This window comes from Halomonas citrativorans (assembly GCF_014898005.1).
Lineage (GTDB): Bacteria > Pseudomonadota > Gammaproteobacteria > Pseudomonadales > Halomonadaceae > Vreelandella > Vreelandella citrativorans.
Map to the genome: position 1 here is coordinate 15,062 of NZ_JABUYX010000014.1, position 14,096 is coordinate 29,157.

The window sequence follows — 14,096 nt, forward strand, 5'->3', positions numbered from 1 at the left end:
ACCGCTCCTTATCTTCCGTACCTGGATGTCTTGGGGCGCAATAGTGGCTTGAAAGCGCTACGTTAATGCTCGTGTCGTAAGGCTAAGACGGTAGTTAAGACGATAGTTAAGTCGATAGTAAGGGTAACGCTGCGTTAATGATAAAGTAAGACGGGATAACAGGGCGCCAACGCTTTGCTCTTGGGAGATATCATGTCTGCGTGCTCGTTAGAACTCTCTACTCTATCCGCCATGGAAAATATTGAGGCAAACCAGTGGGATGCCTTGGTTGGCCACGATCAGCCTTTTCTGCGCCATGCATTTTTGCATGCGCTGGAGGCGAGTGGCTCGGTGAGTCGTGAGACAGGATGGGAGCCCTGCCATGCCTGCGTTTGGCGAGCAGGCCAATTAGTAGGCGCACTGCCCATGTACCGTAAACATCACTCTTACGGTGAGTATGTGTTTGATTGGGGGTGGGCGGAAGCGTTCGAGAGAGCCGGTGGCACCTATTATCCTAAAGCGCTCAGCGCTATCCCGTTTACTCCCGTTCCGGGGGTGCGCACGCTACTTGCTAGCCATCTAAATGCTGAGGCTATCCGTGCTCTGTTAGCGTCAGCCTGGCAAACGCTTTGTCACCAGGAGGCGCTCTCCAGCTGGCATTTATTGTTTGCCGATGAGCATGACGTGACGGCCTGGCAGGCGCAGTTTCCCCAATTAACGGTCCGTGAAGGGCTTCAATTCCAGTGGCAGGACGCAGGTTTTGGCGACTTTGATGGTTTCCTGGCAAGCCTGACATCCAAGCGGCGCAAAATGATCAAGCGTGAACGGCGCTTGGTGGCTGAACAGGGGCTAAATGTGGTGCGCCTGGAGGGCCAGGAGATCACCCAGGCAACAATGACGCACTTCTATCGCTGTTATTCAATGACGTATCTGGAGCGCGGTCGTTCGCCCTATTTAAATCATGCCTTTTTTGAACGGTTACGCCAGACCATGCCCGAAACATTGATGCTGGTGCAGGCGCAGTTGAATGGTCAACCGGTTGCGTCGGCGCTCTATTTTCGTGGTGAGCACACGCTGTATGGCCGCTACTGGGGGAGTGAAGTGGAGGCCGATTGTCTGCATTTTGAAGCCTGCTATTACCAAGGCATTGAGTACTGCTTGCAGAATGGGCTGACGCGCTTTGACCCAGGCACCCAGGGGGAACATAAGTTAATACGCGGTTTCGCCCCTCAACGTGTTCGTTCGCTGCACTATATGAGCCATCCTGGCTTGGCGGCGGGTGTTGCCCAATTTTGCCAGGCGGAGGGCGCCCAAGTGAGCGCGTATCGTGAGGCGGCTTTTCAAGCGCTGCCTTTTAAAGTGCCTGCGGCTCGCTGATGGTTCTGCATAGTGGCATAATGCGCGCCGTTACTGCCTTGGGAGATCGGTGATGCACAAATGGGTTGTGGTAGCGTTACTTGTCGTACTGGGTTTGCTCCAGTACACGCTTTGGTTAGGTAATGGCGGCTGGCGTGACCTGCAAATAGTCGAGCAGCGCGTTACTGCACAGGAAGAGGCCAACTTGCCCATGCGCGAGCGAAACGCACGCTTAGCGGCCGAGGTCACCGATCTTAAAACCGGGCTGGACGCTATTGAAGAGCGGGCCCGAAGTGATATGGGCATGGTGCGTAGCGATGAACAATTTTTCTGGGTACCGGGTGTTGCCATAACTACTGAGTTGATAGGTATTAACGCAGGCCTGGTGGTCCAGCCACGACTAGACCGTGAGCAATCGGCACAGTGAGTAAACGAACAGTGAATATGTCAGGTAAGCGGCTGTGAAAAAAACGCTTTGGCTGATCGTGCCTGCCGCCGGGCAAGGACGTCGCATGGGAGCCGATAAACCCAAACAGTACCTGACGTTAGGTGAACACCCGATACTGGTGCACACTCTGGCGCGACTTTACGAGGCGTTTCCCAAGGCGTCGTTAGTGCTCTGCCTGGACAGCGATGATCAGTGGTTTCAGGCTGAATGGGTTCCTTTTGCGGCCTGGCAGCGCGTAACGGGCGGCATCGAACGCATGGATAGCGTACTCAATGCGCTACATGCCATACCCGCACAGGATGACGATATTGTAATGGTGCACGATGTGGCTCGCCCGTGTATTACCACGGACGACCTGCATGCCCTGTATCAGGCGGTGACTCATCACACCGGCGGGGCGCTATTAGCGATGCCGGTGGCAGATACCATGAAACGGGCCAATGCCGAACAGCAAAGTACCTGTACAGAACCCCGGGAAGGGCTTTGGCATGCGCTGACACCCCAGGGGTTTCATTACGGGCTATTGCGCCAGGCACTTGAGAGTGCCCGGCATCAAAAACGCATGGTGACCGATGAGGCGTCAGCGGTCGAGGCGCTGGGTAGGCAGCCACAACTGGTTAGCGGGCGGCGCGATAATTTAAAAGTGACGCATCCGGATGACCTTGCCCTCGCCGCCGCCATTTTGTCAGCACAATCAGATACGTTTACTCAGGAGGCTTAATGCGAATTGGTCATGGCTTTGATGTTCATCGGTTCGGCCCCGGCGACCACTTAATGATTGGTGGCGTTAAGTTGCCTTTTTCACAGGGCTTTGTCGCACACTCCGATGGCGATGTGCTGCTTCATGCGGTCAGCGATGCGCTGTTAGGCGCCTGCGCGCTCGGTGATATTGGTCATCACTTTCCCGATACCGACCCCGAATGGAAAGGCGCTGATAGCCGTATGCTGCTGCGCCATGTGGTGAGCCTGGTTCGGGCGGAAGGTTATGAAGTTGTAAACCTGGACGCGACCCTGATGGCTCAAGCGCCCAAAATGGCGCCGCATATTGCGACAATGCGTCAAACCATTGCTGACACCTTGAATGTCTCCTTGGGCCAGGTAAACGTTAAGGCCACCACGACGGAACGGCTAGGGTTTACCGGGCGCGGTGAAGGCATTGCTGCTGAAACGGTGGTTTTACTCGGCCGGCCTGAGGCGTTGAATGAGTAAGCTGCCTCAGTGGGCACGCTCTTTGGATGCTGCGTTTGGGCCGCCCAAGCCGGGGCATTATCGGGCCCAACCTGAGGATTTTTTGGTTGACGAGCAGCTGGACTTCACGCCCGAATCGCATGGTGAGCATCTTTGGCTGCGGATTGAAAAACGCAATCAGACCACGCTGGATGTGGTGAAGAGTGTCAGCCGATTATGCGGTGTGACCCCGCGAGATATTGGCTATTCAGGTATGAAGGACCGAATAGCCGTGACGCGCCAATGGTTAAGCATTCACTTGCCAGGGCGTGACGCGCCTGCTGACCTGATATCAGCACTGGGTGGATTGGGCATCATGGTGCTTGAAAGCGTGCGTCATCCACGCAAACTAAAACGTGGCGTTCATCGCACCAACGCGTTTACGTTACGATTGAGTGGCGACGCGATCACAGCGGATGATTTCGTTCATCGCTGGCAGGCGCTTTGCCAGCTCGGGGTGCCCAACTATTTTGGCCCTCAGCGGTTCGGCCCTGACGCGCGTAATTTACAGCGTGCCGAGGCACTACTTGCACGAGGGTGGCGCAAACGTGACGACCGTCAAGGAATGCTGCTCTCTACTGCGCGAAGCTTTCTATTTAATGAGCTGCTAAGCGCTCGCTTGGCGGACGGCAACTGGCATCAGCCTATCCCAGGCGATACCGTGATGCTTGACGGCACCCAAAGCGTATTCGGCGTCGACGCGGTGGACGAGTCGTTGATAACGCGTGCCGCTGAGTTGGACGTGCATCCAACCGCGGCGCTTTGGGGCATTGGTGAAAACGCCGTTGATGACGCAGGGCGCTACGAGGCGCAGCTGGCCCGTCAGCATCCTGAGCTGTGTAAAGGTTTGGAAGCCAGCGGTGTGAAACGCTCCCATAGAGCACTGCGTATGCGATTAACGGCGCCCCAGCTCACTTGGGAATCTGATGCCGTGCTACTCTCGTTTGCGCTACCCCGAGGCAGTTTTGCTACCGCCGTTATCGGTGAGCTCATTTATCACCCGGATATGGCGTAAGCCGCCAGATTACGCTGATCAACAAGGAGGCATCAATGCGGCGACTGCTGCTCTCTAACGACGACGGTGTTTACGCCCCAGGGCTGAAAGCGCTACATGATGCGCTGGAGGCTCATGCCAAGCTGCGTGTCGTTGCCCCGGACCGTGACCGTAGCGGGGCAAGTAACTCGCTGACATTATCGCGCCCGCTCTCATTAACCGCGCTGGAAAATGGTTTCTATAGCGTGGATGGTACGCCCGCTGACTGCGTTTACTTGGGCGTAAATGGCGTGTGGGATGAGCGGCCTGATCTGGTTATTTCAGGGATTAACCACGGTGGCAATTTAGGCGATGACGTGCTCTATTCAGGCACGGTGGCCGCGGCCATGGAAGGACGCAACCTGGGCATGATCGCGATTGCCATGTCGCTATGCGGTGATCGTTACTTTGACACCGCGGCGAAAGTGGCATCCAGCCTGATTGGTGCCGCCGATCAACTCTCCTTGCCGCCCAGAACGCTGCTCAACGTTAACGTTCCAGATGTGCCGTGGGAAGCCATCAAAGGCGTTAAGGTAACCCGGCTTGGATATCGTGGCCCGGCTGAAAAACCGCTTGCGATCAAAGATCCTCGTGGGCGGACGCGCTACTGGATTGCGCCGGTTGCTGCCAATGCGGATGACGGTGAAGATACCGATTTTGCAGCGATCGAGGCAGGGTATGTATCGATTACGCCGCTGCAAACCGACTTGACGCGCCACCCTGCGTGCCGTGACGTACAGGACTGGTTGGATGCCTTTGCCTGATATTTCGCCCATTGAGCGGCGCGGGCGGGGAATGACCTCTCAGCGTACCCGGGATCGCATGATTGATCGGTTGATCGAACAGGGCATTCGACACCCGGATGTGCTTGATGTGATGGCTGGCGAGCCCAGGCATCTGTTTGTTGACGAGGCTTTGGCGCATCGTGCCTATGAAGATACAGCGCTGCCTATCGGCTTTGGGCAGACGTTATCACAGCCGCTTACCGTGGCGCGGATGACAGAACTGGTTGTGAAAGCCGAGCCACGCCGTGTGTTGGAAGTGGGCACCGGCTCTGGGTATCAAACGCTGATTTTGTCGCGCTTAGTGAAAGAGCTTTACTCCATTGAGCGTATTTACGCCTTGCATGAGCGAGCGAGTGATCGCCTTTGGCGCTTGGGCGCAGAGGTAACGCTAACCGTTGCCGATGGCGGCGAGGGCTGGTCAACGGCGGCACCGTTCGATGTTATTTTATTGACGGCTTGTGCGCAGACACTGCCTGAAATATTGCTCGAGCAGCTAAGTCGCGATGGGGTGTTGATTGCGCCGTTGGAAGCGCCTGATGGCAGCCAATGGCTTACCCAGATAAAGCGCAGTGGGAATGCGTTTGAGAAGCGGCGGCTTGAGCCCGTGCGTTTTGTACCTTTATTGCAAGGAGTAGTGGATTGAAGCGTAAATCCTTGGGGATTTTTTTTAAAGGTGCCGGAATGGGGGCCGCAGATGCCATACCCGGAGTTTCCGGGGGCACGATTGCCTTTGTTACCGGCATTTATGAAGAGCTGATCAATACCATTAAGCAGTTTGGTCCTGGCGCGCTGGTGGTTTGGCAGCGTGATGGGTGGCGTGCCCTCGTTAAGCACTTGAACCTGGCCTTTTTGATCCCTTTGCTGGCCGGTGTCGGCATCAGCCTGGTCAGCGTGGCGCACTTGGCGCTATGGCTGATGGAAGCGCACCCTCTGCTGCTTGATGGCTTCTTTTTCGGGCTGGTTGCCGCCTCTGGAATGGTGGTCGCTCAAGCGGGAGACCGCTGGAAATTTTGGTATTTATTTCCGCTGTTGGCCGGTTTACTGTTAGCCAGAATGCTGCCGAGCTTAATGCCCTTGGTGCTATTGCTCGGTAATGAAGCCACGATTGTGATGGTGGCGGGGTGTATTGCGATTAGCGCCATGTTGTTGCCAGGCGTGTCGGGCAGTTTTTTGTTGCTCACGATGGGGCTCTACGGCACGATAATGGGGGCTATTCGCAGTTTCGACATCACTATTATTATGCTGTTTGGTATGGGATGTGTGATAGGCCTTGCGCTGTTTTCGCGGCTATTATCCTGGCTGTTAAGACGTCATCATGGCTTTACGATGCAATTGCTTTTAGGGTTTATTATTGGCTCGTTGCCGGTTCTGTGGCCATGGCGCGAGCTGTTGCGTTATCAGGTTGGTCCAAGCGGGCAAATGATACCCTTGGAGTACCGTTATTTGCTGCCCAGTGATTATGCCGCGTTGACCGGCGCTTCCGCGCAGATTATCGGCGTGGTGCTGCTGATGGTCGTTGGTATATTGCTGGTCATGCTATTGAACCGTCGGGCAGGGAAGTCGACCACGTTAGATTCAACTAATACGGCTCAGCGCTGAAAAGGAGTAGGGTTTGCATGCGTAAAGTCTTCATGATGTCAGCCTTGGTGTTGGCAATTAGCGGGTGTGCCAATCAGCAGCACAATACCCCGCAAGTACGTGACTTGAGTGAAGCGAGTCGCGTGGTGGAAAACTCGCCTCAATATACCGTCAAACCAGGCGATACCCTGTATGGCATCGCTTGGCAGCATAATCTGGATTACCGCCAGCTAGCTACTATCAACAATATTGATGCGCCCTACCAAATTCACCCCGGACAGATGATTGCATTGCGTGAAGGCGCAGGGGCTGGCAATAATTCCCAGCCCGCAAATCAGGCGCAAAACACGCCGAGTGAATCGCGCGGCGTTGTCGCAACCGGGCTCAACCCGCAGGCGACAGCAGTAGCCAGTAACGACCAGGAACTTGATTGGCTACTGCCTGATGAGTCGGCGATTGAACGCGCTCAGCGTTTAAACGCTGAGCGCCCTGAACAACAAGCCGTTGAAAGTGCTCAGCAGGTAGCGTCAACTAACAGTGCGCCGCAAGAATCTCCCTCTCAACCCGAGGTGGCTGCTACCGAGCCAAGGCCTGAGCCAGAAGCGGTCCCAGCATCGGAGCCTGAGGAGCAGGTGGTTGCTCAATCCGAAACACCTGCGGCTGCTCCAGTGGAACGTTCGGACCGCTCATCGCGTACGTTCACGCCCGCAGAGACGATCAACTGGCAATGGCCGACAGATGGGCAAGTCACGGGCAACTTCGGCGAAGGTGATTCGATTACCGCCGGGATTGATATCGCCGGACAAAAGGGGCAACCTGTCAAAGCCGCAGGCCCTGGTATTGTCGTTTATGCGGGTAGTGGTGTACGTGGGTACGGTAATCTTATTCTTCTTAAACACAACGATCAGTTCCTAAGTGCCTATGCGCATAACGACAGCTTAAACGTTAGTGAAAATGACGTGGTTGAAGCAGGCGAAGTGATCGCCACCATGGGAAACAGTGATGCAGAAAGCGTTAGGCTGCACTTTGAGGTGCGCCGTGATGGTCAGCCTCAGGATCCTATGGAGTTTTTACCTGCACGCTAATCAGTGGAGTACCCGATAAGCGAGTAGCGGCAAGGTTTTGTTGAGCCAGCCCCTTACGAGCTGGCCCACATAAAAATAATAACACCAGTAACGCACACGTAAGCGTGGTTACCTTTAAATATTAAAAGGCGGGCAGGCGATACTACGGGGGTAAGGCCATGAGTATGCTGGAGAAGGACCTACAGGAGGTTGACCTGGATGCTGCCGAAGAAGCGTTGGAAAACGCTGACGATGATGTCGCAGCGGAAGAGGAAGCTTTTGAGAAAGCACTAGGACGTGAGGACCGGCAATCGACTCAAAGCCTGGATGCGACGCAAATTTACCTCAATGAAATAGGATTTTCGCCGCTCTTAACGCCAGAAGAAGAGGTCTATTATGGCCGCCTGGCGCGAAAGGGGGATCCGCTTGGTCGTTCTCGAATGATCGAGTCTAACCTGCGGTTGGTGGTTAAAATTGCCCGGCGCTATCTAAACCGTGGGCTGACGCTGCTGGATCTCATTGAAGAGGGTAATTTAGGGCTTATTCGTGCCGTTGAAAAGTTTGACCCTGAGCGTGGGTTTCGCTTTTCAACCTATGCAACATGGTGGATTCGACAGACCATTGAACGCGCGCTAATGAACCAAACGCGCACCATTCGTCTGCCGATACATGTGGTGAAAGAGCTTAATATTTATCTGCGTGCCGCGCGTGAGCTGACACAAAAACTTGACCATGAAGCGACCGCTGAAGAGATTGCTGAGCATCTCGACAAACCGGTTGATACGGTCAAGAAAATGCTTGGCCTCAATGAGCGTGTCTCCTCGGTAGACTACCCCATGGGTGGAGAGAGTGATAAACCGCTGATTGATACCTTGGCCGATGATGATGTTCAAGGCCCAGAAGGTTGCCTGGTAGATGGTGATGTGCGTGAACACGTGGATCTTTGGCTTGATGAGCTAAGTGATAAACAGCGTGAAGTGGTCGTGCGTCGTTTTGGTTTGCGCGGTCATGAGGCGGCCACCCTGGAAGAGGTCGGCGCTGAAATTGGCCTGACACGCGAGCGTGTACGACAGATTCAAGTCGAGGCATTAAAGAAGCTACGCCGTACGCTTGAAAAGCAAGGCCTGTCGCTAGAGGCGATTTTCGAAAGCTAGCCAAGACAGCGTGGCTACGTAGGCACGGCCTCAACGCACCGAGTTTATACTCGGTGCGTTGTTGTTAGAGGGGCTATTTTTGATGACTTATTATGTATAAGCGAGATACGCAATGCGCCCGCTAGCGGCCCATATCGATTTGGATGCTCTGCGTCACAACTATCAGTTGGCGTGCCGCTGCGCGCCACAAAGCCGCTCGGTGGCGGTTATCAAAGCGGATGCCTATGGTCACGGCGCTGTAGCGTGTGCTCACGCGCTGGAAAGCCACGTCCCGGCGTTTGCGGTGGCGTGTATCGAAGAAGCGATTGCGCTACGTAACAGCGGCATCAGCAAACCTATTGTGTTGTTAGAAGGTATCTTTAGCGCCGATGAGTTACCGCTGGTGGAGCGCTACGCACTGTGGACCGCCATTCATAGCGCATGGCAGGTAGACGCGCTGCTGGCATTTTCGCCAAGCCAACCCATTCCCGTTTGGTTAAAAGTCGATTCGGGTATGCATCGGCTGGGGTTTGGCCTCGCGGAGGCGGAAGCGGTCTGGCAGCGCCTGGCCAATGCACCACAGGTCACGGCGCTGCATTTAATGAGCCATTTTGCGACCGCTGATGCCAGCGACGGCCACTATTTTAATCAGCAGCTGTTGAGTTTAAAGGCCTTGGCCAAGGCGCTTGATGCGCCTTTGTGTTTAGCTAATTCACCGGCGACGCTTGCCTGGCCTGACGCCCATGGTGACTGGAACCGACCAGGCATCATGCTCTATGGCAGTGACCCATTGGAAGTGGCCACCCCAACCACGCAGCAATTACGTCCGGTCATGAGTCTGCGTTCGGAAATTATCGGTTTGCGAGAGATTAACGAAGGTGAACCCGTCGGCTACGGAGGGCGCTGGCGCGCCCCGCGCCGGTCACGTATTGCGGTGGTGGCCGCAGGTTACGGCGATGGTTATGACCGCCATGCGATGGATGGTACGCCGGTACTGGTCAATGGGCAGCGGTGTGCTATTGCCGGCAAAGTGTCGATGGATATGTTGACCGTTGATGTGACCGATATACAAGATGCTGCCATTGGCAGCGAGGTGGTGCTCTGGGGAACGGCCAGCAATGGGGCAGTGTTAGCCGTCGATGAGGTTGCACGCTACTGCGATACGATCAGCTATACCCTGCTTACCGGGGTGTTGCCACGCGTACCCAGACGTTATCAAGAGTCTTCAGTTTAGGTGGTACGTATGTCGAAAAAAGAGTATCCAGCGTCGTTTGCTCACCCACGCTACTGGGGAACCTGGCTTGCCATCGGTGCGATGTATATCGCGGCTTGGTTACCTTGGAGTATTAAGCTTTGGGTAGGCAAGGTCATTGGGCTATTGGCATGGTGCTTTGCCAAACGGCGGCGGGACATTACGGCCACCAACCTGGCGCTTTGCTTCCCGGAAAAGAGTGCCGATGAACAACGAAAGTTGGTGAGAGATACCTTTATTGCTAACGGTATTGGCTTAGTGGAAACCGCGACTGGCTGGTGTCGGGAGGCAGAAGGATTTCGTCATCGAGTGGCGTACCATGGTCAGGAGCACTTGGCGCATGCCAAAGCCCAAGGCAAGGGGGTGTTGGTCGTCGGGATCCACTTCTCAACGCTTGATTTGGGGGGCGCGCTGCATTCGCTGTTCTTTCCGGCGGATGTCGTATATCGCCCGCATAATAACCCGCTTTTCGAGCGCTTTATGACGCGTGCTCGTTCACGTATTTTCGGCCAGGCGATAGATCGACACGATCTGCGCGGCGTGGTGCGACGTATCAAGGCAGGGCATATTGTCTGGTATTCACCCGACCAGGACTTTGGGCCGGATGTCAGTGTATTTGCCCCCTTGTTTGGTCAGCAGGCGGCCACCATTCGGCTAACGTCTAAAATCGCCCGTATGACAGGCGCGCCGGTGGTGCCGCTGATGTTTCATCGCAACCCGGATAACCGCACCTATACGATTGAGTGCCTACCTGCGTTTGAAAACTTTCCCAGTAACGATGAAGTTAACGACGCAACGCGGGTTAATCAGTTTATTGAGCGTGCCATTCGCAAGCACCCCGAGCAGTACCTGTGGCTGCATCGGCGCTTTAAAACGCGCCCTGAAGGGGATGAAGGTTTCTATTAGATACGGTTTTTTAGATACAAAGAAGCCGGCGCGATGCCGGCTTCTTTGTGGCTGTTGTTAGCTACTCAGGCGTTACTCCAGGTTACGTGAGTAGAAGATTTCCAGCATCTCTTTGCGCAGGCGGCTTTCGATATCGCGGGCTTCTTCAAACGTAATGTCGCGACGCGACTTGCCGAACAGGTAATTGTCGAGCTCGAAGTCTTTCAGCAGCATCTTGGTATGGAACATGTTGTCCTGATACACGTTCACGTCCATCATCTGATACGCCTGCTTGGTATCTTCCGCTAGGTAATCCTGGATCGAGGCGATCTCGTGATCGATGAACAGCTTTTTACCGTCGACGTCCCGGGTGAAGCCGCGCACACGGTAATCCATGGTGACGATATCAGAATCAAAGCTGTGAATCAGATAGTTCAGCGCTTTCAGCGGGCTGATATGCCCACACGTTGATACGTCGATATCCAGACGGAAGGTGCTGATGCCGTTGTCAGGATGCGATTCCGGGTAGCTATGTACGGTGACATGGCTCTTATCCAGATGGGCAACCACGGTTTCAGGCAGCGGACCAGGGCCTGGTTCTGTGTTTTCAGGGTTGGCTTCATCAAGCTCATGTTCAGCAATGAGAATGGTGACGCTTGCCCCGTGAGGTTCATAATCTTGACGGGCAATATTCAACACATGCGCACCGATAATATTGGTGACATCCTTCAAAATTTGCGTCAGCCGTTCGGCGTTGTACAGCTCATCGATATAGTCGATATAAGCGGTACGTTGCTCTTCGGTCTTGGCATAGCAGATGTCGTAAATATTAAAGCTCAGCGAGCTGGTCAGGTTATTGAACCCGTGGAGTCGGAGACTATCTGTCATGTCCGAACCTCCCTATGGCTGATGAAGACACCCCGACGAGCCAGCGCCGGAACCGAGAAAAACCTAATGCCATACGTGGTGCGCATGTTCTAAAAGCACTTGCAGGGCAGTCAGGGGGAATACAAGGAGGCGTATTATGCCCGGCCGGGGCAGGGGATGCATCCGGGCAGGGCATTTTTTTTCGCTGTGCTGCATCGTAGGCCGAAGGAGCGAGCGTCGTCGCTCTGCCTCAAGCCTCTACAATTTCAAAGGAGTGCGTAATTTCAACACCGCCTTTGACAAGCATAATGGACGCACTGCAGTACTTTTCGGCGGAAAGCTCTACGGCACGTGCAACTTGCTTCTCTTTTAGCGCTCGGCCTGTGACCACGAAGTGAACATGAATTTTGGTGAATACGGCAGGCACTTCATCGGCGCGCTCAGCATCCAATTCGGCAACACAGTCGGTCACATCGGCACGGGCTTTATCGAGAATATTCAGGATATCAAACGCCGTGCAACTGCCCATGCCCATCAGCAGCATTTCCATGGGACGAGGCCCGGTATTGCGGCCGCCGTGGTCGGGTGGGCCATCGATCACAACGCTGTGCCCACTGCCCGACTCGGCGATAAATTGACGGCCATCCGTCCATTTTACCCTTGCTTTCACGTGGCTCTCCTTATCTTGGCGACGACAGGTAAGTCGCGCAGCATAACATTTCTTTGCCTGGGCGCACTGTTTGAATCCCCACTCTGGGCCTTCTTATAACGAGGGGATTTACTGGCTTAAAAAGTGCTCCAGGGCGACAAGGCGTTCGGGTGTTCCTACATCAACCCAGTGTCCTGCGAAGTGTTCCCCTGACACCTGCTGTTCATGCATCGCATTTTTTAATAGTGGCGCGAGCGCAAACGCCTCGGTGGGCTGGTCAGCCAACAGCTTGGGATGAATAATGCTGACACCGGCATAGGTATAACGCTGTGCGCCTTGATTAAGAACGCGCCCCTTATCCAGGGCAAAGTCGCCTTCAGGATGATGGTCAGGGTTATTCACCAGTATCAGGTGCGCCAGATCGCCCCTTTTTAGCTGAGTGTTGGCGGGCAGGTAGTCACACCACACATCACCATTGACCAGCAGAAAGGGTTCCTCGCCCAGCAGCGGTAGCGCCTTTTGAATGCCTCCGCCCGTTTCAAGCGGCGTGGCCTCATGGCTCCACTGAATATTGACACCGTAGGCCCGGCCATCGCCTATCGCTTGAATGATTTGCTCGGCGCGATAGCTGACATTAATAATGACGTCTTCAATACCTGCCCGCTGAAGCCGCTCCAGGTGATGAACGATCAGCGGCTTCCCCGCGACCGGGAGCAAGGGCTTGGGGCAGTGGTCGGTTAACGGGCGCATCCGCTTGCCTAAACCGGCCGCTAATATCATCGCTTTCATGGATGCTCTTCCGCCAGGCGTTGCAGAATGGCTGGGCGCAGTGTGAGCCTTACCCAGTTGGCAAAGACGGCGTGCTCGGGCAGGCCATTCAGGCTATCTTCAAGGTGATCCAGGAAGTGGGGTAAGCGTGCCAGGTAGCCCTGTTTGTGGTCACGTAGCGTTAACCGACAAAAAATGCCCAACACTTTTAACGAACGCTGAGCGGCCATGGCGTGGCACTGGATAATAAAGTCGGCCTCTGTTAGTACGCTGGACAGGCGCCCATCGCTGCGGGCCTGGCGATAGAACAGGGTGGCCAGTTCAGCGAATTGGGTCGCATTAAAGCGCCAATAGCGGCCTCGCAGCAAGGAAATAACGTCGTAGCTAATCGGCCCTGCCACGGCGTCCTGAAAGTCGATCATATATAAGCGGTCATGGTTGATCATGATGTTCATGGCATCAAAATCACGGTGAACGCTAACCGTCGGTTGTTGAAGCGCCCGGTGAATAAGGTCTGTGCGCAGTGCCTCCCAGCTGGATGGGCAAGGTAGCGTCAGCCACTTATCCATGCACCACTCAGGGAACAGGTCGAGTTCACGAGCCAATAGCGCAGCATCATAGTCGGGAAGTGCGGTTGGGCTGGCCCTGTTTTGCAGCTCGGCAATCAAGCCCAGAGCTTTTTCATGATACTGAATCGCCGCGGCACTATCGGTAAACCGGTCCTGCATGGGGGTACTGCCTAAATCGTCCAGCAGTAAAAAACCGTCGTCTAAATTCGCGGCATAAATTTTGGGAACGGGTAAGCCCGCCGCGTACCAGCGGTGGCCAATGGTAACAAAAGGGGCTGAATCCTCTTGAGCAGGCGGTGCATCCATGACTATTTGGGTGTCGCCATTAGGTAGTGTTAGACGAAAATAGCCCCGAAAGCTGGCGTCGCCGCCCGCTGGTGAGAGGGTAATCAACGCCGGATTTAGGCTATTTTGTTCTGCGGCCCATCGGGTGAGGGCATCAATCCGTAAAGAGGACATGCAAGCTCCTTGCTGGTCGGGCATCATGCGGGCTGTATAATACC

General features: G+C 54.8%; 16 protein-coding genes. 12 read left to right on the forward strand and 4 right to left on the reverse strand.

Features of this window, described 5'->3' with window-relative positions:
- Positions 1 to 192 precede the first annotated feature (192 nt).
- The 12 genes from INT20_RS12480 to lpxL all read left to right on the forward strand — a co-directional run bounded on the left by INT20_RS12480 (position 193) and on the right by lpxL (position 10,761).
- Entirely contained in the window at positions 193 to 1,356 is a 1,164-nt protein-coding gene (locus INT20_RS12480; RefSeq protein WP_193054460.1) for a GNAT family N-acetyltransferase, read from the forward strand.
- A gap of 52 nt (positions 1,357 to 1,408) precedes the next feature.
- Complete coding sequence (gene ftsB / locus INT20_RS12485) at positions 1,409 to 1,762, forward strand: cell division protein FtsB (protein ID WP_193054461.1); 354 nt, start codon at positions 1,409 to 1,411, stop codon at positions 1,760 to 1,762.
- A gap of 34 nt (positions 1,763 to 1,796) precedes the next feature.
- Positions 1,797 to 2,504, forward strand: coding sequence for a 2-C-methyl-D-erythritol 4-phosphate cytidylyltransferase (ispD, locus tag INT20_RS12490; protein WP_193054462.1), 708 nt, complete (start codon positions 1,797 to 1,799; stop codon positions 2,502 to 2,504).
- The gene (gene ispF / locus INT20_RS12495; RefSeq protein ID WP_193054463.1) at positions 2,504 to 2,992 is read left to right on the forward strand and encodes a 2-C-methyl-D-erythritol 2,4-cyclodiphosphate synthase; all 489 of its coding nucleotides are present in this window, start codon (positions 2,504 to 2,506) and stop codon (positions 2,990 to 2,992) included. Before ispD ends, ispF begins: the two co-directional genes overlap by 1 nt.
- Complete coding sequence (gene truD / locus INT20_RS12500) at positions 2,985 to 4,025, forward strand: tRNA pseudouridine(13) synthase TruD (protein ID WP_193054464.1); 1,041 nt, start codon at positions 2,985 to 2,987, stop codon at positions 4,023 to 4,025. The genes ispF and truD overlap by 8 nt, the downstream gene beginning before the upstream one ends.
- A gap of 35 nt (positions 4,026 to 4,060) precedes the next feature.
- The gene (gene surE, locus INT20_RS12505; protein WP_193054465.1) at positions 4,061 to 4,807 is read left to right on the forward strand and encodes a 5'/3'-nucleotidase SurE; all 747 of its coding nucleotides are present in this window, start codon (positions 4,061 to 4,063) and stop codon (positions 4,805 to 4,807) included.
- A complete protein-coding gene (locus tag INT20_RS12510) occupies positions 4,794 to 5,471 on the forward strand; it encodes a protein-L-isoaspartate(D-aspartate) O-methyltransferase (RefSeq protein WP_172117498.1) in 678 nt (225 codons plus the stop codon). Before surE ends, INT20_RS12510 begins: the two co-directional genes overlap by 14 nt.
- A complete protein-coding gene (locus INT20_RS12515; protein WP_172117499.1) occupies positions 5,468 to 6,427 on the forward strand; it encodes a DUF368 domain-containing protein in 960 nt (319 codons plus the stop codon). The genes INT20_RS12510 and INT20_RS12515 overlap by 4 nt, the downstream gene beginning before the upstream one ends.
- 17 nt (positions 6,428 to 6,444) lie before the next feature.
- Entirely contained in the window at positions 6,445 to 7,491 is a 1,047-nt protein-coding gene (locus tag INT20_RS12520) for a peptidoglycan DD-metalloendopeptidase family protein (protein ID WP_172117500.1), read from the forward strand.
- A 158-nt stretch (positions 7,492 to 7,649) separates the two neighbouring features.
- Complete coding sequence (gene rpoS, locus INT20_RS12525) at positions 7,650 to 8,624, forward strand: RNA polymerase sigma factor RpoS (protein ID WP_087112035.1); 975 nt, start codon at positions 7,650 to 7,652, stop codon at positions 8,622 to 8,624.
- Positions 8,625 to 8,736: 112 nt separating this feature from the next.
- Positions 8,737 to 9,837, forward strand: coding sequence for an alanine racemase (gene alr, locus INT20_RS12530; RefSeq protein ID WP_193054466.1), 1,101 nt, complete (start codon positions 8,737 to 8,739; stop codon positions 9,835 to 9,837).
- Positions 9,838 to 9,846: 9 nt separating this feature from the next.
- A complete protein-coding gene (gene lpxL, locus INT20_RS12535) occupies positions 9,847 to 10,761 on the forward strand; it encodes an LpxL/LpxP family Kdo(2)-lipid IV(A) lauroyl/palmitoleoyl acyltransferase (RefSeq protein WP_193054467.1) in 915 nt (304 codons plus the stop codon).
- A 72-nt stretch (positions 10,762 to 10,833) separates the two neighbouring features.
- On the opposite strand, the gene speD is transcribed toward lpxL, so the two are convergent.
- The 4 genes from speD to INT20_RS12555 all read right to left on the reverse strand — a co-directional run bounded on the left by speD (position 10,834) and on the right by INT20_RS12555 (position 14,052).
- Positions 10,834 to 11,628 (reverse strand): adenosylmethionine decarboxylase, encoded by a 795-nt coding sequence (speD, locus tag INT20_RS12540; protein ID WP_193054468.1) that lies wholly within the window; start codon positions 11,626 to 11,628, stop codon positions 10,834 to 10,836.
- 229 nt (positions 11,629 to 11,857) lie between these two features.
- Positions 11,858 to 12,277, reverse strand: coding sequence for an OsmC family protein (locus tag INT20_RS12545; RefSeq protein WP_087112043.1), 420 nt, complete (start codon positions 12,275 to 12,277; stop codon positions 11,858 to 11,860).
- Between the two features lie 108 nt (positions 12,278 to 12,385).
- Positions 12,386 to 13,045 carry an N-acetylmuramate alpha-1-phosphate uridylyltransferase MurU gene (murU, locus tag INT20_RS12550; RefSeq protein WP_193054469.1) on the reverse strand — a complete coding sequence of 220 codons (660 nt, stop codon included), beginning with the start codon at positions 13,043 to 13,045 and terminating at the stop codon, positions 12,386 to 12,388.
- Entirely contained in the window at positions 13,042 to 14,052 is a 1,011-nt protein-coding gene (locus INT20_RS12555; RefSeq protein ID WP_193057002.1) for an aminoglycoside phosphotransferase family protein, read from the reverse strand. The genes murU and INT20_RS12555 overlap by 4 nt, the downstream gene beginning before the upstream one ends.
- Between the last annotated feature and the right edge of the window lie 44 nt (positions 14,053 to 14,096).